Annotated in this window: 20 protein-coding genes; 16 read left to right on the top strand and 4 right to left on the bottom strand. The window is 63.3% G+C overall.

What is annotated here, in order from left to right; genetic code table 11:
* Position 1: 1 nt before the first annotated feature.
* The 6 genes from VE092_RS02195 to dld all read left to right on the top strand — a co-directional run bounded on the left by VE092_RS02195 (position 2) and on the right by dld (position 7,252).
* Positions 2-841, top strand: coding sequence for a MurR/RpiR family transcriptional regulator (locus VE092_RS02195; RefSeq protein WP_324873367.1), 840 nt, complete (start codon positions 2-4; stop codon positions 839-841).
* A gap of 49 nt (positions 842-890) precedes the next feature.
* Complete coding sequence (gene rpiA / locus VE092_RS02200) at positions 891-1,604, top strand: ribose-5-phosphate isomerase RpiA (RefSeq protein ID WP_324873368.1); 714 nt, start codon at positions 891-893, stop codon at positions 1,602-1,604.
* Between the two features lie 174 nt (positions 1,605-1,778).
* Positions 1,779-2,858 carry a sugar ABC transporter substrate-binding protein gene (locus VE092_RS02205; RefSeq protein WP_324873370.1) on the top strand — a complete coding sequence of 360 codons (1,080 nt, stop codon included), beginning with the start codon at positions 1,779-1,781 and terminating at the stop codon, positions 2,856-2,858.
* A gap of 71 nt (positions 2,859-2,929) precedes the next feature.
* Positions 2,930-4,450, top strand: coding sequence for a sugar ABC transporter ATP-binding protein (locus VE092_RS02210; RefSeq protein WP_324873372.1), 1,521 nt, complete (start codon positions 2,930-2,932; stop codon positions 4,448-4,450).
* Positions 4,451-4,490: 40 nt separating this feature from the next.
* Positions 4,491-5,537: an ABC transporter permease gene (locus tag VE092_RS02215; protein WP_324873374.1), complete on the top strand. Its 1,047-nt coding sequence runs from the start codon at positions 4,491-4,493 to the stop codon at positions 5,535-5,537.
* An 8-nt stretch (positions 5,538-5,545) separates the two neighbouring features.
* Positions 5,546-7,252 (top strand): D-lactate dehydrogenase, encoded by a 1,707-nt coding sequence (dld, locus tag VE092_RS02220; RefSeq protein WP_324873376.1) that lies wholly within the window; start codon positions 5,546-5,548, stop codon positions 7,250-7,252.
* Between the two features lie 109 nt (positions 7,253-7,361).
* Here the strand turns inward: dld and VE092_RS02225 are convergent, their stop codons facing one another.
* From VE092_RS02225 to VE092_RS02240, 4 genes are all read right to left on the bottom strand, one after another.
* Entirely contained in the window at positions 7,362-8,504 is a 1,143-nt protein-coding gene (locus VE092_RS02225; RefSeq protein ID WP_324873378.1) for a serine hydrolase domain-containing protein, read from the bottom strand.
* Positions 8,505-9,472: 968 nt separating this feature from the next.
* Positions 9,473-10,663, bottom strand: coding sequence for a 2-methylaconitate cis-trans isomerase PrpF (gene prpF / locus VE092_RS02230; RefSeq protein ID WP_324873381.1), 1,191 nt, complete (start codon positions 10,661-10,663; stop codon positions 9,473-9,475).
* Positions 10,660-13,281: a Fe/S-dependent 2-methylisocitrate dehydratase AcnD gene (gene acnD, locus VE092_RS02235; RefSeq protein ID WP_324873383.1), complete on the bottom strand. Its 2,622-nt coding sequence runs from the start codon at positions 13,279-13,281 to the stop codon at positions 10,660-10,662. Before acnD ends, prpF begins: the two co-directional genes overlap by 4 nt.
* A 76-nt stretch (positions 13,282-13,357) precedes the next feature.
* Positions 13,358-14,101 (bottom strand): GntR family transcriptional regulator, encoded by a 744-nt coding sequence (locus VE092_RS02240; RefSeq protein ID WP_324873386.1) that lies wholly within the window; start codon positions 14,099-14,101, stop codon positions 13,358-13,360.
* Between the two features lie 262 nt (positions 14,102-14,363).
* Between VE092_RS02240 and VE092_RS02245 the strand changes: the two genes are divergently transcribed.
* From VE092_RS02245 to VE092_RS02290, 10 genes are all read left to right on the top strand, one after another.
* Entirely contained in the window at positions 14,364-15,101 is a 738-nt protein-coding gene (locus tag VE092_RS02245; protein WP_324873388.1) for an IclR family transcriptional regulator, read from the top strand.
* Between the two features lie 123 nt (positions 15,102-15,224).
* Complete coding sequence (locus VE092_RS02250) at positions 15,225-15,977, top strand: glutamine ABC transporter substrate-binding protein (protein WP_324873502.1); 753 nt, start codon at positions 15,225-15,227, stop codon at positions 15,975-15,977.
* 162 nt (positions 15,978-16,139) lie between these two features.
* Positions 16,140-16,805: an amino acid ABC transporter permease gene (locus VE092_RS02255; RefSeq protein WP_324873390.1), complete on the top strand. Its 666-nt coding sequence runs from the start codon at positions 16,140-16,142 to the stop codon at positions 16,803-16,805.
* Positions 16,805-17,578: an amino acid ABC transporter ATP-binding protein gene (locus VE092_RS02260; protein WP_324873392.1), complete on the top strand. Its 774-nt coding sequence runs from the start codon at positions 16,805-16,807 to the stop codon at positions 17,576-17,578. Before VE092_RS02255 ends, VE092_RS02260 begins: the two co-directional genes overlap by 1 nt.
* Positions 17,568-18,209, top strand: coding sequence for a HutD family protein (locus VE092_RS02265; protein ID WP_324873394.1), 642 nt, complete (start codon positions 17,568-17,570; stop codon positions 18,207-18,209). The genes VE092_RS02260 and VE092_RS02265 overlap by 11 nt, the downstream gene beginning before the upstream one ends.
* A 120-nt stretch (positions 18,210-18,329) precedes the next feature.
* Positions 18,330-19,763 (top strand): formimidoylglutamate deiminase, encoded by a 1,434-nt coding sequence (locus VE092_RS02270; RefSeq protein WP_324873395.1) that lies wholly within the window; start codon positions 18,330-18,332, stop codon positions 19,761-19,763.
* 9 nt (positions 19,764-19,772) lie between these two features.
* Positions 19,773-20,573 carry an N-formylglutamate deformylase gene (hutG, locus tag VE092_RS02275; protein WP_324873397.1) on the top strand — a complete coding sequence of 267 codons (801 nt, stop codon included), beginning with the start codon at positions 19,773-19,775 and terminating at the stop codon, positions 20,571-20,573.
* 217 nt (positions 20,574-20,790) lie between these two features.
* The gene (locus VE092_RS02280; protein ID WP_006464846.1) at positions 20,791-21,228 is read left to right on the top strand and encodes a universal stress protein; all 438 of its coding nucleotides are present in this window, start codon (positions 20,791-20,793) and stop codon (positions 21,226-21,228) included.
* A gap of 236 nt (positions 21,229-21,464) precedes the next feature.
* Entirely contained in the window at positions 21,465-22,649 is a 1,185-nt protein-coding gene (gene nhaA, locus VE092_RS02285; RefSeq protein WP_324873402.1) for a Na+/H+ antiporter NhaA, read from the top strand.
* A gap of 51 nt (positions 22,650-22,700) precedes the next feature.
* Complete coding sequence (locus VE092_RS02290; protein WP_324873404.1) at positions 22,701-22,868, top strand: hypothetical protein; 168 nt, start codon at positions 22,701-22,703, stop codon at positions 22,866-22,868.
* Positions 22,869-23,125 lie beyond the last annotated feature (257 nt).

Genomic DNA, 23,125 nt, shown 5'->3' on the forward strand with positions numbered 1-23,125 from the left:
CATGAGCAACAGCCTGCTGCAGCAGATCCTGCGTGAACAGGACGAAATGAAGCCGGCCGAATTGCGCATCGCGCAGTTCGTCAGCCAGGCGCCGGGCGAGGTGATCCACATGAGCATGGCGTCTCTGGCCGAGCGCTGCGCCGTGAGCGATCCTACCATCGTGCGCTTCTGCCGCCGCTTCGGTTTCAATGGCTACCAGGATTTCAAGCTGAGCCTGGCACAGAGCCTGGTACCGACTGCCCCCTTCGTCTATGAGCAGATCACCAAGGACGACGATATCGACAACATCGTGCGCAAGACTTGCCGCAACTCGCTGTCGGCCATTCAGCGCGCCTTGGAAGATCTGGTGCCGCGACAGATCGAGCAAGCGGCGGCCTTGCTGCAATCGGCCACCTGGATCGGCATCTACGCCAGCGGCATCTCGGAAATCACCGCGCTGGATGCCGAACACAAGTTCCAGCGCCTGGGCTTGCGCTGTTCGGCTGTCATGGAAGAGAAAAAGCAGTGGATGCACGCCGAGAAATCGCGGCCTAACGAGGTGGCACTGATCTTCTCGCAATCGGGCCATACCAAGCGCATGGTGGAACTGGCCATGGCGGCACGCGCCGGCGGCGCGCGCGTGGTCTCGGTGACCGCTGCCGCCAGCCCCCTGGCCGGTGTCACGGATGCGTTGATCGCGGTACTGCCCTACGACCAGACCGAATTCATGACGCCGCTGGCTTCGCGTCTGAATCACCACCTGGTGGTCAACATGCTGGTGACCGCCATTGCCGTGGCCAGCAACAGCGAATTTCCCGACCAGTTGCCGGCGCTCGATTCCTGGATGACGGACAAGATCTAGCGCTTTGCCCACCCGCCTCCGGGCCAGTGTTTTTCAAGAGGAGAGATCCATGCAGTTGAACCAGAACGAAGCAAAGAAACTGGCCGGCCGCCGTGCCATCGAGGAATTCGTGCGCAATGGCATGCGGCTGGGACTGGGCTCGGGCACGACCTCACACTTCTTCGTGCGAGAACTCGCCAAGCACATCGCCGATGGCCTCGAGGTCAGCTGCACCGCCACTTCGCGCTCCACCATCGACGTCGCCCGCGAGGTCGGCATTCCCATCATGGACCCCAACGAGATCGGCCAGCTGGATCTGACCATCGATGGTCCGGACGAAATCGACCGAAGCTTCCAGATGATCAAGGGCGGCGGCGCCTGCCTGCTGTGGGAAAAGATCATTGCCCATGCCTCCACCCGGATGATCACCATCTGCGACGAGAGCAAGATCGTCGACCGGCTGGGCGCCTTCCCGTTGCCGGTGGAGGTGGTGCAGTTCGCCTGGAAGCAGACCGAACGCATGATTGCCAACCTCTTGCACGCGCAGGGCATCGAGGCGCGCATCGTCCGTCGTACCCGGGACGAGCGGCCGGTGGTGACCGATAGCGGCAATTTCATCCTGGATTGTCATTGCCAGGCCATCGCGGATGCCCCGTGGCTGGAGACGCAGCTGAACCGCATCCCAGGCGTGGTCGAGAACGGACTGTTTACGCGGGAGGCAGCGGCAATGGTGGTGGGCTGCTTCGATGGCAGTTCCTATGTTTCCTTGCGTGCCGCGAGCTAGTAAAACTCCGCGCGTCTGGTGCAGGTTTTTTTTGACTTGTATCCCATTTTTTCTTGTTGTGTTTTTCCCCGAGGATGGCCCCTGATGTAAGCAGTCGCATATTCACCGATAGTCGGCATGGCCTCGCTTGCATCGTTTTTATAGCAAAACTATATAAATCATTTGGAGGTAGACATGAAGCACGATCACCAATTCACCCGCCGCCAGATCGTCCTGGGCAGCCTGGCACTGGGGGCCATGGCCACCACGCGCTGGGCCTCGGCGCAGCAGAAACTGCTGATTCCGTTCAGTAACAAGAGCCTGGACTATTACTTCTTCGTGATCGAGGAGGCGGCCGTGAAGCGCGCCGTCGAAGCCAACCAGGGCAGCTTCCAGGCCACCAACGCCAGCTTCGACAACACCCGCCAGCTGGAGCAATGGCAATCGCTGATGCTCTCGCGGCCGGCGGCGCTGGTGTCGGACCCGATCGACAGCCAGGCCATCGTCAGCGCGCTGCGCCGCTACAACCAGCAGAAGATCCCGGTGGCCATCATCGATACCCCGGCCGAAAGCGGCAACGTCGCCATCACCGTCAGCTTCGACAACCGCCTGGGCGGCGTCATGGCTGCCAGGGAAATCATCAACCGTCTGATCAAGAAGCACGGCAGCCCCAAGGGCAAGGTGCTCAACTGCTACGGCGCGCTGGCCAGCGTGGCCTGGCGCCAGCGCAAGGAGGGCATGGATGCCGAGTTCGCCAAGTATCCCGGCATTACCTACATCGCCCGTCCCACCGAAGGCAAGCTGGACCAGATGCTCTCCGTCACCCTGGCCACGCTGTCCGAACATCCCGATCTGGACGCCGTGCACGCGCCCAGCGATTCACCGGCACGCGGCATCGCCACCGCCCTGCAGCAGAAGAACCGCTGGAAGAAGGTCGATGAAAAGGACCATGTCATCTTCGTCACCATCGATGGCGAGCCGGTGGCGCTGCGCTGGATCCAGGATGGCTACATGGACGCCTGCGTTTCGCAGGACCCGATCGCCTATGGCGAGGTGGCGGTGGAAATGCTGGTCAAGTATTCCATCCCCGGCAAGGAAGTCCCCATCGGGCCGTACGAGAACAAGAAATACTTCTGGGAGAAGGGCCAGATCGTCAAGGGCCAGACTGGTCCCACGCTGATCATTCCGCCCTTCGTGATCGACCGCAGTAATGCCGCCGACCAGCGGCACTGGGGTTACGTGGCCGAGAAGGTCTGGGGCATCGCCTATACCTGATGGCCTGATGGCCTGCCGGCCGATGAGCCAACAGCGGCCAATAGCGGATCACCACTCGCCAAGGAGGCGCCATGACGACCCAAGCAGCCCCCCGTGCATCGGTACAAGCCCAACCGGACCTGGCCCTGCGCGTGGAAAACATCAGCAAGCGCTATGGCGCCTTCCATGCACTGCGTTCCATCAACCTGGGCATCCGCCGCGGCAGCATCCACGGCCTGCTCGGCGAAAACGGCGCCGGCAAGAGCACGCTGGTGGGCATCATCTCCGGCCAGCGCGCTCCCAGCGAAGGCCGCATTTTCCTGAACGACCAGGAAATCCAGGGCGCCGACGTCAAGCGCATGGAAGCCGCCGGCGTCTTCCTGGTACCGCAGGAACCGATGATCATCGAACACATGTCGGTGATGGAAAACCTGATGCTGGGCATCTGGCCGGCCTCACGCGGCTTCATCGCCTGGCGCCGCATGCGCGAGAACGCCACGCGCATGCTGGCCGGCACCGGTATCGAGGCCGACCGCCTGGCCGGTAGCCTGGATGCCGTCGCCCGTCGCAAGCTCAATATCCTGCGGGCCATGTTCTCCGGCGGCAGCGTCATCATCCTGGATGAGCCGACGGCTTCACTCACGGTGCCGGACCGCCTGCAGCTGTTCGACTTCATGCGCCAGCTGCGCGCATCCGGCGTGACCTTTCTCTTCATTTCCCACTTCAACGATGAAATCCTCGACATCTGCGACGCCGTCACCGTGCTGCGCGATGGCGAACTGGTGGCCAACTGCGAGGACGTGGGCAGCCTGAATTCTTCCCGGCTCTCCGAGTTCGTGCTGGGGCGTGAGCTGGACCTGTTCCAGCGCGAACGCAGTCTATCCCCCAAGGGCGAGGAAGGCATCCGCCTGAGCGGCGTGCGGGGAGAGCGGTTGGACGTGGCGCAGCTGGACATCCGCGCTGGCGAAATCGTCGGTTTCACCGGCTTGCCAGGGGAGGGTGCCAAGGAGCTGGCGCGCAGCCTGTTCGGCCTGGCAGCGCTGCAGGCCGGGCAGATCGCCTTTGCACACGAGGCGACGGCCCGCGTGCCGCAGACGCCTGACCAGGCCTTCGCCATGGGCATCGCCTATCTTTCTGACGACCGCCGTCGTGACGGTGTCGTGGGGCATCTGTCGATCCGCGAAAACATCGCGCTGTCCTCACTGCGCCAGCGCATCCGGCGCGGCCTGGTGGATCGCGGACAGGAGCAGCAGGTCTGTTCCTCCTACTTCACCCGCATGGGCATCAAGGCCGGCAGCGCAGACGAGGCCGTCAATACCCTCAGCGGCGGCAACCAGCAAAAGGTCTGCCTGGGGCGCGTGCTGGCGACCATGCCGCGCCTGCTGATCCTGGACGAGCCGACCCGTGGCATCGACGTGGGTGTCAAGCAGGATGTCCTGCGCATCCTCGATCAGCTGAGCCGGGCCGGCGTGAGCGTGATCATCGTCTCCACCGATGTCGACGAACTGGCCCGTGCCGCGGACCGCGTCTGCATCTTCCAGCGCGGGCGTATCGCCCACGTGGTCGAGGGCGACGACATCAGTACCGACAGGCTGCGCCAGCTTTCGCAATGAGCGCCGCCCAGCACAGACCATGACAAAAGGAGACACCCGCATGACAAGCGCAACAGAAATCGGCGCCACGCCAGGCGCCCCGCAGTCCGCCAGCGGACAACCTGGCCCACACGACAGGCCACAGGGCAGTTCGTCACACCGGCCCCGCCAGGTACTGGGCTGGGTACTGCGCAATGTGGTCTGGATCTGGCTGGTGGCCCTGGTGCTGGGCTTCGGCCTGTTCAGCCAGTTCTTCCTCAGCGTGATGAACCTGCAGAACATCCTGGTGCAGGCCACCGTGCTGGGCCTGCTGGCGCTGGCAGTGGCCCTGCCGTTGCTGGTGGGCGAGATCGACCTGTCGCTGCCGGCCAACCTGGGCTTTTCCTCGGCCATCGGCGCCTGGCTGTATGCCAGCGTCGGCGGGCCATGGTGGATCACCATGCTGGCTGGCGTGGCGGTGGCCACCCTGATCGGCTGGTTCAACGGCCTGTGCATCACGCGACTGCGCATGGTCTCGCTGATCCAGACGCTGTCCATGATGATCGTGCTGCAGGGCGCCTTGCTGGCGCTGACCCAGGGCAAGACCATCACCAACCTTGACGATGGCTATATCTGGATCGGCTCGGCTACTCTAGGCGGCTGGCCGATCATGCCGGTGATCTTCGTACTGGCCTTGCTGGCGATGTCGGTACTGCTGCGCCGCACCGTACTGGGCCGCTCCATCTACGCCGTGGGCGGCAATGCGCTGGCCTCGCATGCGGCCGGCATCCGGGTGCACCGGATCAAGATCATCTGCTACGCACTGGCCGGTTTCCTGGCGGGTGTTGCCGGTTATCTGCTGGCTTCCTGGCAGATCGCCATCACCTCCAACCAGGGCGCGAGCTATCTGCTGTATGCGATCGCCGCGCCCATCATCGGCGGCGTGAGCGTATTTGGCGGGCGTGGCAGCGTACTGGGCATCCTCGGTGGCGTGCTGTTGCTGACGGTGATCCAGGTCGGCCTGGCCATCACCAACGTGCCCTCGTTCTATGTCGGCATGATTGGCGGGGTGATGATCTTCATCGCCGTTGCCATCGACGCCATCCGCGTGCGTTTCTTCGTCCAGTGAACCCGACGATGGAAGCCTTGATCCGCAGTCTGCAGGACATCGTGGGTACGCCTCACGTGCTGACCAGCGCCGCCGCCAAGCGTCGCTATTGCCGGGGCTACCGCTATGGCCAGGGCGACGCAGCCGCCGTGGTGCGCCCCGGCAGCCTGCGCCAGATGTGGCAGGTGCTGCAGGCCTGTCATGCGGCCGATACCATCGTCATCTGCCAGGCGGCCAACACCGGCCTGACGGGCGGCTCCAGTCCTGCCGAAGCAGGCTATGACCGGCCCGTGATCGTGCTCAACACCTTGCGCCTGCGTCGGCTGGAACTGCTGGCACAGGGACAGCAGGTGCTGACCCAGCCCGGCGTCACGCTGGACCAGCTGGAACGGACCCTGAAACCGCTTGGGCGGGAGCCGCATTCGGTGATCGGATCAAGCTGCATGGGCGCCTCCGTCACCGGCGGCATCTGCAACAACTCCGGTGGCTCACTGATACGCCGTGGTCCGGCCTACACCCAGTTGGCGCTGTATGCGCAGGTGGATAGCGACGGTCAACTGCGTCTGGTCAATCATCTGGGACTGGAACTGGGCGAGACACCGGAAGAGATCCTCGACCGCCTGGACAGCGGCCAGTTGCCCAATACCGATGCAGGTGGCGCTAGCGCTGCCGCCGACTGCGACTGCGGTGGTCGCCATGCGTCCGATCATGAGTATGCCCAGCATGTGCGCGATGTCGACGCCGCCACGCCAGCCCGCTACAACGCCGACCCGCGCCGCCTCTATGAAGCCTCAGGCTCGGCCGGTCACGTCGTGGTATTCGCCCTGCGGCTGGACACCTTCGCGGCCGATGCCTCGTCCACCGTGTTCTACATCGGCACTAACGACGCCGCCGAACTGGAGGACATCCGGCGCGGGCTGCTGCAGCAAGCGCCGCATCTGCCGATTGCCGGCGAATACATGCACCGCTCCGCCTTCGAGGCCAGCGAGCGCTATGGCAAGGACCTGTTCCTCTTCATCCATCACTTCGGCACGGAACGTCTGATGCAGGCCTTCGCCATGAAGAGCCGGGTCGACGCCTGGCTGGAGCGGCTGGGGCTGCGCCCCGGCTGCAGTGATCGGCTGCTGCAGCGGCTCTCCGGCTGCTTGCCGCGACATTTGCCGGCGCGGCTGACGCAATATCGGGATCGTTACCAGCACCACCTGCTGTTGAAGATGAGCGAAGACGGCGCGGCCTTCGCGCGTGGCTTCCTGCAGGCGCGCATGCCGTCGGTGACGGGGGATTTCTTCGAATGTGATGCCGCCGAGGGCCGGGCGGCCTTCCTCAACCGCTTCGTGGTGGGCGCCGCCATCGTGCGCTATCGCGCCGTCCATGCGCAGGAAGTGGAAGACATCGTGGCGCTGGATATCGCGCTACCGCGCAATACCCGCGACTGGTTCGAGCAATTGCCGCCCGCGATCGCCGAGAAGATCCGCTTCACCATGTATTGCGGCCACTTCTTTTGCCACGTGATGCACCAGGAATACCTGGTCCGGAAGGGCGAAGACTGCGAGCAGGTCAAAGCAGCCATCCTTGCCCTGCTCGACGCCAAGGGCGCCAAATACCCGGCTGAACATAATGTCGGCCATCAATACCGGGCCGAACCCGCGCTGGAAGATTTCTATCGCAGGCTCGACCCGACCAACAGCTTCAACCCCGGTGTCGGCAAGACCTCGCGGCTGAAGCACTGGCGCTAGAGAAACGGTCAAGGAGGTGGAGGCGCGGCTGGCCCTTCAACACCTCAGCCAACGTCGAACGGAATACTGCATTGGCGAGCGGTGCCACCGCGCGTCGCTAACTGGCTTGCTACAGGCAGACGTCGAAGGTTTCGCACAGGAGGTTGCTCAAACCTTCCCGCAGCAGATGAAAGCGAAAGGCCTTATGCGGCCCTTGTGGCAGTACGGCGTCAGCAAGGGGCTGGGCAAGTGCCAGCCCTGCGTCGCTATTGGTGAGCATGACATAGCCATCTCCGCTCGTGGTCGATGCCATCACGAAGGCCCTGTAGCCCGGGTTGTTTCCCCAATGCCAGATCAAAATATCGTCTGGTTTGCGCTCCAGCCCCCAACCCAGACCCCAGCCCAACTCCAGCTTGGGATTGACTGTCACGGGTGACTCGACGATCTGCTCGAGAGTGCGCTCATCGTTGAGAAGGGCGGCAAGAAACAGCCCGTAGTCCTTGGCACTCGTGTAGAGCGTGAAAGCGGCCACGGGAACCCTGAAAGGGAAGGGCCGCATGACCGTTCCGTCGCTGGTCGAACCAGCCACGATATGTTTTTCCAGTCTCGATTGGCGAATGAAGGCACTGTTCTTCATGCCCAGTGGCCGGAAGACCTGGCGTTCCATGAATTCGTCGAGCCTTTCATGGGTCACTGCCTCGACTGCACGCTGCAGCAGCACATAAGCTTCGCCGGAGTATCGCCACCTTTCGCCAGGCTCGCCTTCGAAGGTCAGTGGTCCTCCCGCCCAATTGGGCAGGCCGCTGGTGTGGTTCAACGCCATGCGTACCGTGATGGACTGGATGCGAGGATCGCTCACCTCATCGGTCTTCGAATTCTGCTTATAGGGTTGGGCCTGATGCAGGTATCCATCCGGAAGGTAGTTCAAGACAGGAGCGTCTAGGTCCAGCGTCCCATCTTGTACGAGCTTGAGCACCGCATAGGCGAACACGGGCTTGCTCAAGGAGGCCGCTTCAAAAACGCTATCGGGAGTCAAAAGCGAAGCGGATGCACAACCTTGAGCCGTTTCGACGGATAGGAGTTGGCGATGCTTGATGAGCGCTGCTGTGGCGCAGACATCGTACCGGCTTGCGTTTTGCTGTAACACGTCCCGCGGCGAAACGACCTGCGCGGACGTTCTGCCGTCATGAACTGAGGCGCAGCCGTTGGTCAGTGCGGCCACGATGCCCCACAGACTGGTCAATACCGTTTTCTTGAGTGGATGTCTGAACATGTCTTGAATGCTTGCGGTCCCAAGGAACTGGCTGCAATGGTGATGTTTTCCCGGTGCTTGAAGTTCGTTGGTCGTTGAACTTAGCGCCGCGAATATTCCGTTGACAGGTTTTACGTGTCAACCATTCGCTCAAACGAGATCATTCCCTCAAAGAACTTTGATGAAGACACCTAAAAGTGTCTTCACGTCTGAGGCGTCACTTCATCTTGGTAGAGTTCGCTCGCACGAAGTTGATGCGCAGCGCCCTCTCGTTGTTGTGATCCATGAGGACTGTGCCAGCCTGATTTGTTTTGAGGCAGACCAGAAGAATGAAAAAAGCCCTATCAAGCTCTCAGCCGAGAGAATCGAATTGGCGATATCTAATGGCGATCGCGTTGGCGAGCCTGCTCCATCTCGCGCTAGCGTGGTGGCTGACGCACGCGACCGCGCCACGCGTTCGGGCTCATGGCGTTGAGCGGGAGTCTCGGTCGATTACGGTCGTTCTCGTGCCGTCGGCAACTGCGAGTCCTGCCCTGTCATTGCGTGGAGAACCGGCAGAATTATCTCCAGTACCCAGGCGAAGAGCACCACGGGCAGCAGTCCTGCCGAGACCATCTACCGTGTCGCCGACGACCGCGCTGGGGCAATTGGAAGGTACCGGATTAAAGCAGGCGAGCGACGCTACTCAACGCTTGCCCACGTCCGCGTCTCCTGCCGTATTGGGGAGCGATAGCCGGGCGTCGATTGGGGCGCCATTGATCCTTCCAGATCACTACAGAGACACGCAACCACGGCAAAAGAGCTATGCGGAGATGGCCAATGAGCAATTAAACCCTGGCGGACCACGTAACAGCCTCGCTGAGGGGATCAAGAAAGCCGTCGTTCCTGAATGCACGAGCGGCGGCGGCTTGCTCGGACTGCCCGTCATCATCTACAAAACCGTCAACGGTAAGTGTAGATAGGGGCAGAACGAGCGTTTTCAGCCGCTATCAGAAAGCGTCCCCCGGCACCCGCACCCAACCTTCCATCAGCACCCGGGCACTGCGGCTCATGATGGCCTTGGTGACGACCCACTGACCGTCTTCCAGCCTGGCCTCGGCACCCACGCGCAAGGTGCCGGAGGGGTGGCCGAAGCGCACGCTGTTGCGTTCGCCACCACCTGCAGCCAGGTTGACCAGGGTCCCGGGAATGGCCGCGGCCGTGCCAATGGCTACCGCCGCTGTCCCCATCATGGCGTGGTGCAGCTTGCCCATGGACATGGCGCGCACCAGCACGTCGGTATCCTGCACGCCCACCGTCTTGCCGCTGGAGGAGACATATTCCTTGGGCTTGGCCACGAAGGCCACCTTGGGGGTGTGCTGGCGGGTGGCGGCTTCTTCTACCTTGGTGATCAAGCCCATGCGGATGGCACCGTGGGCGCGGATGGTCTCGAAACGCGCCAGCGCGGCCGGGTCGCTGTTGATGGCGTCCTGCAGCTCGGTGCCGGTGTAGCCGATCTCTTCCGCATTGAGGAAGATGGTCGGAATGCCGGCATTGATCATGGTGGCCTGGAAGCTGCCCACGCCGGGCACGTCCAGCGTGTCGACCACGTTCCCGGTGGGGAACATGGCGCCGCCGGCACCTTCTTCCTCGGCCGCCGGGTCCATGAATTCCAGCTGTACCTCGGCGGCCGGGAAGGTCACCCCGTCCAGCTCGAAGTCTCCTGTCTCCTGCACTTGCCCACCCCGGATGGGCACATGCGCCACGATGGTCTTGCCGATATTGGCTTGCCAGATGGTGATGACGGCCACGCCATCCTGCGGCAGCCTGGACGGATCGACCAGGCCGGCGGCAATAGCGAAGGGCCCGACGGCAGCCGACAGGTTGCCGCAATTGCCGCTCCAGTCCACGAAGTCCTTGTCGATGGAAACCTGGCCGAACAGGTAGTCGACATCATGGCCGGGACGGCTGCTGCGCGAGATGATGACCGTCTTGCTGGTGCTGGAGGTGGCGCCGCCCATGCCGTCGATCTGCTTGCCATACGGGTCGGGGCTGCCGATGACGCGCTGGAGCAGCTTGTCACGGGCGCGACCTGGTACGCGGGCGGCTTCGGGCAGGTCGTCCAGCTTGAAGAAGACGCCCTTGCTGGTGCCGCCACGCAGGTAGGTGGCGGGGATACGGATCTGGGGGACTTGGCTCATGCTTGTTCCTTTGCGTTCTGGCCGGCACTGGCCGAGGCTTCCAGGAAGTCCTGGGCGAAGCGTTGCAGCACTCCGCCGGCTTCATAGATCGAGACTTCTTCGGCGGTATCGAGACGGCAGGTCACCGGCACTTCGACGCGTTCGCCGTTCTTGCGATGGATGACCAGGGTCAGGTCCGCGCGCGGACGGCGCTGGCCGATGACGTCATAGGTTTCGGTGCCATCGATGCCATAGGTGTTGCGGTTCTCGCCGGCCTTGAACTCCAGCGGCAGCACGCCCATGCCGATCAGGTTGGTGCGGTGGATGCGTTCGAAGCCCTCGGCCACGATGGCTTCCACACCTGCCAGGCGCACGCCCTTGGCGGCCCAGTCGCGTGAAGAACCCTGGCCATAGTCGGCACCGGCGATGATGATCAGCGGCTGCTTGCGTTCCATGTAGGCTTCGATGGTTTCCCACATGCGCATGACTTTGCCTTCCGGCTCCAGGCGCGCCAGCGAGCCTTGCTGCACGCTGCCATCGGCTTTCTTCACCATCTCGTTGAACAGCTTGGGATTGGCGAAGGTGGCGCGCTGCGCGGTCAGATGGTCGCCGCGGTGGGTGGCGTAGGAATTGAAGTCTTCTTCCGGCAGGCCCATCTTGGCGAGGTATTCGCCGGCTGCGCTGTCGAGCAGGATGGCGTTGGAGGGCGACAGGTGGTCGGTGGTGATGTTGTCACCCAGAACGGCAAGCGGACGCATGCCCGAGAGCGTGCGCTCGCCGGCCAGCGCGCCTTCCCAGTAGGGCGGACGGCGGATGTAGGTGCTCTGTGGGCGCCAGTTGTACAGCGGGCTGACCGACTGGCTGCGATCCACGCGGGCCGAAAACATCGGTGTGTAGACATTGCGGAACTGCTGCGGCTTGACGGCGGTAGCGACCACGGCGTCGATCTCTTCGTCGCTGGGCCAGATGTCCTTGAGGCGGATTTCCTTGCCGTCGGCGGTCTTGCCCAGCACATCCTGCTCGATGTCGAAGCGGATGGTGCCGGCAATGGCATAGGCCACCACCAGCGGCGGCGAGGCCAGGAAGGCCTGCTTGGCATAGGGGTGGATGCGGCCGTCGAAGTTGCGGTTGCCGGACAGCACGGCAGTGCTGTAGAGGTCGCGGTCGATGATTTCCTGCTGGATCTTGGGGTCGAGCGCACCGGACATGCCATTGCAGGTAGTGCAGGCGAAGGCCACGATGCCAAAGCCCAGCTTTTCCAGATCGGCGGTCAGGCCGGCTTCTTCCAGATACAGTTCGACCGCCTTCGAACCAGGGGCCAGCGAGCTTTTCACCCAGGGCTTGCGTGCCAGTCCCAGGCGGTTGGCGTTACGTGCCAGCAGGCCAGCGGCGATCACGTTGCGCGGATTGCTGGTGTTGGTACAGCTGGTGATGGCAGCGATGATGACGGCGCCGTCGGGCATCTTGCCCGGTTCGTTCTCGACCTTGCCGGCGATGCCCTGGGCGGCCAGCTCGGAGACCGGCAGGCGCTTGTGCGGATTGCTGGGGCCGGCCAGGGTGCGCACCACGGTGGAGAGGTCGAAGTGCAGCACGCGCTCGTACTCGGCCTTGGCCAGGGTGTCGGACCACAGGCCGGCTTCCTTGGCATAGGTTTCCACCAGCTTGACCTGTTCGTCTTCACGGCCGGTCAGCTTCAGGTAGTCGATGGTTTGCTGGTCGATGGAGAACATGGCGGCGGTGGCGCCATATTCCGGGGCCATGTTGGAGATGGTGGCGCGGTCGCCCAGGGTCAGGCTGGCAGCGCCGTCACCATAGAACTCCAGATAGGCGCCCACCACCTTCTGCTTGCGCAGGAATTCGGTCAGCGAGAGCACGATGTCGGTGGCGGTGATGCCAGGCTGGCGCCGGCCGGTCAGCTCCACACCGATGATGTCAGGCAGGCGCATCCAGGAGGCGCGGCCCAGCATGACGTTCTCCGCTTCCAGGCCGCCCACGCCGATGGCGATGACGCCCAGCGCATCCACGTGCGGGGTGTGACTGTCGGTGCCGACCAGGGTATCGGGGAAGGCCACGCCATCCTTGGCATGGATCACCGGCGACATCTTCTCCAGATTGATCTGGTGCATGATGCCGTTGCCGGGCGGGATCACGTCCACATTCTCGAAGGCCAGTTTGGTCCAGTCGATGAAGTGGAAACGGTCTTCATTGCGGCGATCCTCGATGGCACGGTTCTTCTCGAAGGCCTGCGGGTCGTCGCCGCCACATTCCACCGCCAGCGAATGGTCCACGATCAGTTGTACCGGCACCACCGGGTTGACCTTGGCCGGATCGCCACCCATGTCGGCAATCGCATCGCGCAGACCGGCCAGGTCCACCAGTGCGGTCTGGCCCAGGATGTCATGGCACACCACGCGCGCCGGGAACCAGGGGAAGTCCAGTTCGCGCTTGCGCTCGATGAGCTGACGCAGCGAATCGGTCAGCGTGGCAGGGTCGCAGCGGCGCACCAGGTTCTCGGCCAGCACGCGGGAAGTGTAGGGCAGGCCGTCCCAGGCGCCAGGACGGATCGCTTCCACCGCGGCGCGGGCGTCAAAATAGTCCAGACGGGTGCCGGGCAGGGGCTTGCGGTATTGGGTATTCATGGCGGTTGGCTCGTGTCTCGTTGATGGAATGGTTGTAGGGTGGCCGGTCGGTGGTACGGCGTAGCAGGCCTGTCTTTCAACTTCTCGGTGCTATTGGTCCGGCCAGGTCGCGCTTGCTGCGCGCGGCGCCGGTGCCGGATTGCGCAATCTGCTGTTCGATGTTGCGACGGGAAGCGCCGATGTGGCGCCGCATGAGCAGGTCGGCGAGTTCGCCATCGCCGTCGGCCAGGGCATCCAGGATGCGATGGTGTTCGGCGAAGGCCTGGCGCGGCCGGTGGGGGGTGGCGGAATACTGGATACGATACATGCGCGCCAGCTGGTACAGCTCGCCGCACAGGATGCGGGTCAGGATCTGGTTGCCGCTGGCCTGGATGATCTTGTAATGGAAGTCGTAGTCGCCTTCCTGCTGGTAGTAGCCGCGTCCGGCCTGGAAGGCTTCATCCTTTTCGTGGGTGTCCAGCACCCGGCGCAGTTCGTCCAGTTCGGCCCGGCTCATGCGCTCGGCTGCCAGACGGCAGGCCATGCCTTCCAGCGATTCCCGGATCTGGAACAGTTCCACCAGCCCCTCCAGCGTAAGCGAGACCACCCGCGCGCCCACATGCGGCACCCGTACCAGCAGGTTCTGGCCCTCCAGCCGGTGGATGGCTTCGCGCAGCGGACCCCGGCTGATGCCGTAGGTGCGGGCCAGTTCAGGCTCGGAAATCTTGCTGCCGGGCGCGATCTCGCCTTGCACGATGGCGCTCTGGATCTTGCGGAAAACGTGCTCGGAGAGTGTTTCTCCTTCACGTTCAGCACTCGGCAAGGCAATCAGCGCGCTCATGTCATTTTCACCGTGTCGACAATTTTGAGGTTTTAGTGCGATTCATGATAGCACTTTGCCTAAAAAATGGAAGAAGTGTCGACACCGTAATAATTTAGGCACTAAGCGGTTAAAAAATAGCATGAGGTAATTTTCGTTACAGGTGAGAAAATTCAGCCGCACATTGGGAATAAGTGAAATGGCCTTTCAAATTTTTTCAAAATATTTCCCTATATGCGGGAATCGTTCGCCTAAAGTGAGAATTTAACCTTATATTGCCGTCATGGACTCTCCACAAACATCTACCATTGTTGACCGCGTACTCCACGTTCTCGCAGGCGTGGCCCGTGCCGGCAAGCCGGTCAGTGCCAAGCAGATTGCTGCGATGGTGCAACAGCCGGTCAGTACCGTCTATCGCCACCTGGCCTCGCTGAAGAAGTGGGGACTGCTGCAGGAGCATATGAACTCCGGCACCTTCGAGCCCGGCCCGACCGGGGTGCAGCTGGCCTGGGGCTTCGACCAGAATTCCAACCTCATCAGCCAGAGCCGCGAAGAGATCATTTCGCTGGTCCAGCGCAGCGGGGAGAGCGTGGGCCTGCTGGTGCCGATCAATGGCCAGATGGTCTGCATCGCCATGGAAGAAAGCGACCAGCCGCTGCGCTGTTCCTTTACCAAGGGCCGGGCGCATCCGCTGCTCAAGGGCGCTTCGGCCAAGAGCCTGCTGGCATTCATGCCGCGCAAGCTGCAGCAGAAGCTGGTGGCCGACCAGCTGGGCGAGAAGCCCGAAGAGGCCGCCGCGCTGGAAGCCCAGCTCGACGAGATCCGCCGGCGCGGTTATTGCATCAGCGAGAGCGAAGTGGACCTGGGGGTGTGGGGTGTGTCGGTTCCCATCATGACCTCCAATGGCCGCCTCGAAGGCACCATCACCCTGATGGCACCGGCGCTGCGCGTGGGCAGCCGCGAGCAGGAACTGGTGCGCATGACGGTGGAAGCCGCACAGCGCATTTGCAACCGTTTTTAAGCACGGCCGGTCATGGCGTCTCCGGGGAGATGCCATGACCGGACACCAGCAGGATTTGTAGTCCATTGCGCCGGAGTGTTCCGGGGCCCCGTCCATGTCGTCGATTCTATTGAGGAACTCATGATGAAGATTTCCAAGCTTCTTTGCGCCTTTACTGCCAGCCTGGCCATGCTGACCGCCGTCGTGCCGGCCGCCCAGGCTGCCGACAACGTGATTCGCGTCGGCACCGACGCCACCTTCCCGCCGATGGAATTCGTCAAGGACGGCAAGCGTACCGGCTTCGACATCGAACTCATCGAAGCGCTGGCCAAGACCATGGGCAAGAAGGTCCAATGGGTCGACATCGACTTCAAGGGCCTGATCCCGGGCCTGATCTCCAATCGCTTCGATATCGCCGCCTCGGCCATCTACATGACCGACGAACGCCGCAAGGTGGTCAACTTCAGCGATCCCTACTACCGTGGCGGCCTGGCCGTGCTGGTGCGCCGTGACGACACCAGCATCAAGGTGCCGGATGATTTGAACAAGGGCAAGCGCGTCTCGGTGCAGGTGGGCACCAAGTCGGTTAGCTACCTGAAGGAAAACTATCCCGGCGTGGAGCGCGTGGAAGTGGAAAAGAACCAGGCCATGTTCGACCTGCTGGCCACCGGCCGCGTCAATGCGGTGGTGACCGGCCGTCCGGCGGCTGTGGAATATGCCCGCACCCAGCCGCTGGTCCGCGTACTGGACAAGGGCCTGACCACCGAACTGTATGGCTACGCCATGCGCAAGGGCGATACCGAACTGGCCGAGCAGCTCAACAAGGCGCTGCAGACCCTGCGCGTCAATGGTACCTACACCGCCTTGACCGACAAGTGGTTCGGCAAGAGCGAATAAAGCGCAGGCTTCACCGACCGGCCTGAGCCGGAGCAGCGACCGGCCCTGGCAGGCCGGGCGGGTCGCTGCCGACATTCACGTTTTTCCCCACCTTGATGCAGCACAAGGCCCGGGCGGATTGCCCTCCGCGCGGGAACGGGACCTCTTTTGCCGGAGCACTTCATGAATCTGGATTTTTCGGGCGTGTGGGACAGCTGGCCATCGCTGCTGCACGGTACCCTGGTCACGGTCGAGATCACGGCCGCCTCGCTGGTGCTGGGTTGCGTACTGGGCTTGCTGGTCGGCCTTGGCCGGCTCCATCCGCAGCGCCGCCTGGTCTATGGCATCTGCACCGTCTACCTCACCCTGGTGCGCGGTACGCCGCTGCTGGTACAACTGTTCCTGTGGTTCTTCGGACTGCCGCACCTGGGCCTGCTGCTGCCCGCCTATGTCTGTGGCATCCTTGGCCTGGGCATCTACAGCGGCGCCTATGTCTCGGAGATCGTGCGCGGTTCCATCCAGTCGATCGAGCGGGGCCAGATGGAAGCGGCCCGCTCACTAGGCCTGCCTTACCGCATGGCCATGCGCCGCGTGATCCTGCCGCAGGCCTTCGTGCGCATGATTCCGCCGCTGGGCAACGAATTCATCGCGTTGATCAAGAACTCGGCCCTGGTGTCGCTGCTGACCATCGCTGACCTGATGCACGAAGGCGAGAAGATCATCAGCGTGACCTATCGCTCGCTGGAGACCTATCTGGCCATCGCCGTCATCTATCTGGTCCTCACCAGCGCCACCACCCTGGTGCTGCGCCGGGTCGAGAAAGTCTTGCGTTCGGAAGGGAGGGTGTGATGTCGCAGTCCATCGTGGAAATCAAGGGATTGCAGAAATCCTTCGGCAGTCATGTCGTTCTCAAGAATATCGACTTTACGGTCGCGCCCAGCCAGGTGGTGGTCATCATCGGCCCCAGCGGCAGTGGCAAGAGCACCTTCCTGCGCTGCCTGAACGGCCTGGAAACGGCTGAAGGCGGCACCGTGGTGGTCAGCGGCCATCCGGTGGTGGAGGGCGGTCGCATGATGCCCGAGGCCAAGCTGGACGCCTTGCGCACCGAGGTCGGCATGGTCTTCCAGTCGTTCAACCTGTTCCCGCACCTGACCGTGCTGGAGAACATCACGCTGGCCCCGACCTGCCTGCGTGGCGTACCGCGCAAGGAAGCGCAGGACCAGGGCCTGCGGCTGTTGAAGAAGGTCGGCCTGGAGCACAAGGCCAAGGACTATCCCGGCACCTTGTCCGGCGGCCAGAAACAGCGCGTGGCCATTGCCCGTGCACTGGCCATGGAACCCAAGGTGATGCTGTTCGACGAACCCACCTCGGCGCTGGACCCCGAACTGGTGGGCGAAGTGCTGCAGGTGATGAAGGACCTGGCGGCCGAGGGCATGACCATGCTCATCGTCACCCACGAAATGGGCTTCGCCCGCGAAGTGGCCGACGTGGTGGTGGTGATGGACCACGGCAGCATCGTGGAGTCCGGGCCGCCCTCGGCAATCTTCACTGCGCCGCGTGAAGCGCGTACCCGCAGCTTCCTGCAGACCATGCTGGCGCGCGAGGTGGCCCATGGTGCTTGAACTGACCAGTGTCCCGGTGCAGGCCGGTCAGCAGCCTGGCGCGATCCAGTTCGTCGGCGAACTGGGGAGCATCGCGGCCGTGCCCTGGAAGAACGAGGGCGGCCAGACGCGCGAGCTCTGCGTGGAGCCGCCGCAGGCGGACTTCGCCAGTTTCCTGTGGCGCGTCAGCGTGGCCGATGTCGGCGCCGATGGTGCCTTCTCGACCTTCGAGGGCATCGATCGCACCATCGTCTTGCTCGAAGGCGGTGGCTTTCACATGTATTCCCAGGACCAGGCGCTGCACGACCTGGCCGAATGCTTCGCCCCCTATGACTTCCCCGGCGAGCAGGCCATCAGCGTGCGGCTTCATGGCGCGCCGACGCTGGACTTCAACCTGATGGTGCGACGCCAGCACGCCCACGGCAAGGTGGTGGTGCTGCGCGAACAGAATGCCCGCTGCCTGCCGGCCGGCACCGTGTTGCTGTATGTGGCACGGGGCGCGGCCTGCCTGTCCGACGCGACCGGCCTGCAACAGGCCTTGCGCTGCGGCGAATTCGCCCGCCTGCGCGATGGTCACGACGCACGCCTGCCGGAGCTGCTGTGCACCCCCGGCAGCGTGGTGCTGGCGGTCTGCATCCAGCGCAAGCCTTGAGCGAACGCCAGGCGATTGATGTAATACTTGAAGTGCCGGTCCGGCCATCTTGCACCCGCTACCTGCGGCATGGCCGGGCCTGGCATCCATTCCGGAAACACCCGTAATAAAGGTGAGCACATGGCATCGCCTCACGAACAAGACCTGCAACATCCTGACAATCTCGCCGGCGGCATGCTGTTCTGCCCGCTGGCCCTGCTGCCGGAAGGCTGGCGCCGCAACGTGATGCTGCGCTGGGACGCGGCCGGCACCCTCATCGACGTCCGCGCCGACCAGACCGCCGGACAGGCGCCACAGGCCCGCGGACCGGTGATCGCCGGCATGCCCAATCTGCACTCGCATGCCTTCCAGCGCGCCATGGCCGGACTGACCGAAGTCATGGGCAGCCCCTCGGATTCCTTCTGGAGCTGGCGCAAGCTGATGTACCGCTTTGCCCAGCGCCTGCAACCGGAACATCTGGAGGCCATCGCCCGCCATCTCTACATCGAGATGCTCAAGGCCGGCTATACCTCGGTCTGTGAATTCCACTACCTGCACCATGCCCCCGGTGGCGCTCCCTATGCCGACCCGGCCGAGCTGGGGCTGCGGGTGATGCAGGCGGCCGGGGAGGCCGGCATCGGCGTGACCTTGCTGCCGGTGCTGTACCAATACGGCGGTTTCGGCAGCCAGCCGACCTCGGCCGAACAGGCGCGCTTCATCGGTTCGGCGCAAAGCCTCCTGGCCATGCGCGAACGCCTGCTGCAGGCCTTGCCCGAGAATGCGCTGCGGCGCTACGGGGTGGCGCCGCATTCGCTGCGCGCGGTGTCGCCGGCGGGGCTGGAGGAACTGGTCAGCGGCTTGCGCCAGCAGTCCGGCGGCCAGGACGCGCCGGTGCATATCCACGTGGCCGAACAGGAACGCGAAGTCAATGACTGCCTGGCCTGGTGCGGACAGCGCCCGGTGCAATTGCTGCTTTCGCTGCAGGCGCTGGATGCGCGCTGGTGCCTGGTGCATGCCACCCACATGGATCAGGCCGAATACCAGGCGGTGGCCGCCAGTGGAGCCGTGGTGGGCCTGTGCCCGACCACCGAGGCCAATCTCGGCGATGGCATCATCGATGCCGCGCGCCTGCTGGCGTCCAACACCCGCTGGGGCATAGGCTCGGACAGCAATATCGCGATCAACCTGCGTTCGGAACTGCGGCTGCTGGAATACGGCCAGCGTCTGCACCATCGCCGGCGCAATGTGCTGGCATCCGAAGCCGAACCGGTGGTGGCCGAACGCCTGTACCTGCAGGCAGTGGCTGGCGGCGCCAGCGCCAGCGGACGACCGGTGGCCGGGCTGGCAGCAGGGCAGCGCGCCGATTTCATTGTCCTCGACGGTGAGGACATCAACCTGGCCGAGCGCAGTCCGGAGCAGATCCTCTCGGCGCTGGTCTTTTGCGAACACGATGGACAGCCGATCCGGGATGTCCATGTCGGCGGTCGTCAGGTGGTCAGGGATGGCCATCACGCGCTGGAAGACAGCGCCCGTCGTGCTTACCGCAGCGCCGTTGCCGCGCTGCTGAAGGATTGAGGAAACACCATGTCCAACGATATTTTCCAGTTGCACCAGGGCAGCGCGCCCTTGCTGATTTCCATGCCGCACGTCGGCACCCAGCTGCCCCAGGACCTGCAGGGGGTCTTCAGCGAAACCGGTCTGCAGGTCGACGATACCGACTGGCACATCGCCGAGCTGTACGATTTCGCTGCCGGCCTGGGCGCCTCGGTGATCCGTCCCTTCCATTCGCGCTATACCATCGACCTGAACCGCCCGGCAGACGGGCAGAGCCTCTATCCGGGACAGAACACAACCGGCCTGTGCCCCTTGACCACCTTCGACAATGTCGCGCTGTACCGCCCCGGCTGCGAGCCGGATGAGGCCGAAGTGGCGCGGCGTCTGCAGCGCTACTGGCATCCCTACCACGCGGCGCTGCAGGACGAGCTGGCCCGCCTGAAGGCGCGCCACGGCTATGCCCTGCTGTGGGATGCCCACTCGATCCGCTCACACATCCCGCACCTGTTCGAGGGTGAGCTGCCGGTCTTCAATTTCGGCAATGCCAGCAGCACGGCCTGCGCTCCCGGTCTGGGCGAGGATCTGCTGGCGCTGGCGCAGGAGCTGGCGCCGCAATATCCGGCGGTGCTCAATGGCCGCTTCAAGGGCGGCTACATCACGCGTCACTATGGACAGCCGGCGCAGCAGGTCCACGCCATCCAGCTGGAACTGGCGCAGCGCAGCTACATGCAGGAACAGGCGCCGTATGCTCTGGATGAGACGCTGGCCGGCCAGCTCCGTCCGGTGCTCAGGCGACTGGTAGAGCGTTTCCTGGCGTTCCGGCCCGTGTGATCGGCCGGTATGCCACAAGGACGGCCTGCCATTGCGCAGGCCGTTTTTGCATCCGGGCGATCACGCCGGGGCGCCATTTTTGATCCAGCGCAAACACATACCAGCCTGGCGCGGCGAGCCCTGGGCGCTTGATGCATGTCAAGTCGCTTCAGGTAGGGCGGGCTTAGTATGCAGTCATACGAGTTCGACGCAATTTCTGTCACCCGCTGAGGTCATCATGTTCAAGAACATTCTGCTGGCAACCGATGGTTCCCGTCTCTGTAACGAGTCGGTGAAGGCCGCCATCGCACTGGCCAAGAGCTGCGGCAGCAATCTGGTGGGACTGTCGGTGGCCGGCAATCTGCGGGCGCTGTCGATTCCCGAGGTGAGCGTAGGCGTGGATGTGGCGCGCACCGACGAAGCCGGACGTGCGCGGGCCATGGCCAGCGTAGAGATGATCACGGAGATGGCGCGCGAGCAGGGCGTTCCCTGCTCGGTGCAGGTGGCTCAGGGTGGTCGCCCCTACGAGGAGATCATGCGGGTGGCCGAGCGTGAGCACTGCGATGCCATCTTCATGGCGTCCAAGGCGCGTTCGACGCTGGGCCGTCTGCTGATGGGCAGCCAGACCCAGAAGCTGCTGGCGCGCAGCAAGGTGCCGGTGCTGGTATTCCGCTGATTTGTATCAAGCGCGTCCTGTATGCAGGGCGCGATGGATGATGTCAGGCATTGTCCAAGGTTTGTGGTGTGGAGGGTCGGGCCGTTCCTGTGGAGAGGGACGGCCCTTTTTTTTGTCTGCGCACATCCGGCCTGTTGGAGACCGTCACCATGCCGTCGCAGCGGCAAGGCTTGGAGAAAAGACGCTGCCTTGCTACAGTCAGGCCTTGTTCGCGCAACCCCAACAAGGAGCAGCCATTGGCCAACACCCCTCATGATTCCCACGGCGGCAACGCTTTCACCCGATTCTTCGCCCATGAAGCCGCCGGCGGCATCGTGCTGGCCATCGCCGCGGTGCTGGCGCTGCTCATCAGCAACAGCGGCTGGCGCGATGCCTACGCGGCCTTTACGCGGATTCACGGAACCGTCGATGTCGGCGGCCTGGTGGTCTTGTCCAAGCCCTTGCTGCTATGGGTCAACGACTTGTGGATGGCGGTGTTCTTCTTTCTGGTCGGGCTGGAAATCAAGCGGGAATTCGTCGAGGGCGAGCTGGCCTCGCGCAAGCAGGCCATCCTGCCGGCGGCAGCCGCCCTGGGAGGCATGGTGGTGCCGGCCGCCATCTACGCACTGGTCAATCTTGGCGACCCGGTCGCCCTGCGCGGCTGGGCCATTCCTGCCGCCACCGATATCGCGTTTGCCATCGGCATCGTAATGCTGCTGGGCGCGCGTGTGCCGACGTCGCTCAAGGTATTCCTGACGGCAGTGGCCATCATCGACGACCTTGGCGCCATCGTGGTCATCGCGCTGTTCTATACAGACAACCTGTCGCTGGGCATGCTGGCCGGCGCAGGCGTGGGCTGCCTGGCGCTGTTCCTGCTCAATCGGGGCGGGGTGCGGCGCGCCGATGTCTACCTGGTGGTGGGACTGGTGATCTGGGTCTGCGTGCTCAAGTCCGGTATCCATGCCACGCTGGCCGGGGTGGTGACGGCACTGGCCATTCCCATGCGCGACGCCCGCGAGCAGCCACTGGCCGGCGCCCTCGAGCATGGCCTGCATCCCTGGGTGGCCTTCCTGGTGCTGCCCATGTTCGCCTTCGCCAACGCCGGTGTCTCGCTGCAGGGAATGTCGCTGGGCAGCCTGTTCGAACCGATTCCACTGGGGATTGCGGGCGGGCTGGTACTGGGCAAGACCATCGGCGTCTTTGGTGCAGCCTGGCTGATGATACGCAGTGGCCTGGCCGATGCTCCGGCCGGTGCCACCACCCGCCAGTTCATCGGGGTCTGCATGCTGTGCGGGATCGGTTTCACGATGAGCCTGTTCATCGGTGGCCTGGCCTTCCAGGGTCTGGGAGCGGATTTCGAAGCCAAACTCAAGCTGGGGGTGCTGGGCGGCTCCATCCTTGCAGGCTTGTGCGGAACGCTGGTGTTGTGGCGCAAGATATAAACGGCGTGAACATCAGGGTAGGGCGCTTTCTCCCGGCGCCCGGAACGCCTGATGCCGGCAAAAAACCTCGAAAATCCTCCGCAAGTAGGTAACAAGTCGTGCTTTGGCGACGATTTACCAACTTTCGGTTTTGCAACGCAAAAGATTGAACAAAAATTAAGTTTCCGCACACCTTTAGTGCGCCCCGGCCGCGTATTGCCGTTCCATGCTCATCAGTGAGGATTCGAACTGCCGCGCGTTTCTGCAGGCATGCCGCAGCTCGGCAGGGAAATGCTGCTGCGCGGAATAATGGATTCTTTACACCATCATTTGGCAGTAGCAAGATAATTGCACGGGCCTGCAGTGGCCTGGCGTGGAAGGGCGCCAGGCCGCTCACAGCTGACAGCAGGGCCCGCAGCAAGTGGGGGATGTTGTTGTTTCGACATTTTCATCCCTTGGGACGATAAGCCACGCGAATAACAGCGCGGCAGTCATAT

Origin of the sequence: Herbaspirillum sp. (genome assembly GCF_035644555.1) — a bacterium.
GTDB lineage: Bacteria > Pseudomonadota > Gammaproteobacteria > Burkholderiales > Burkholderiaceae_D > Herbaspirillum.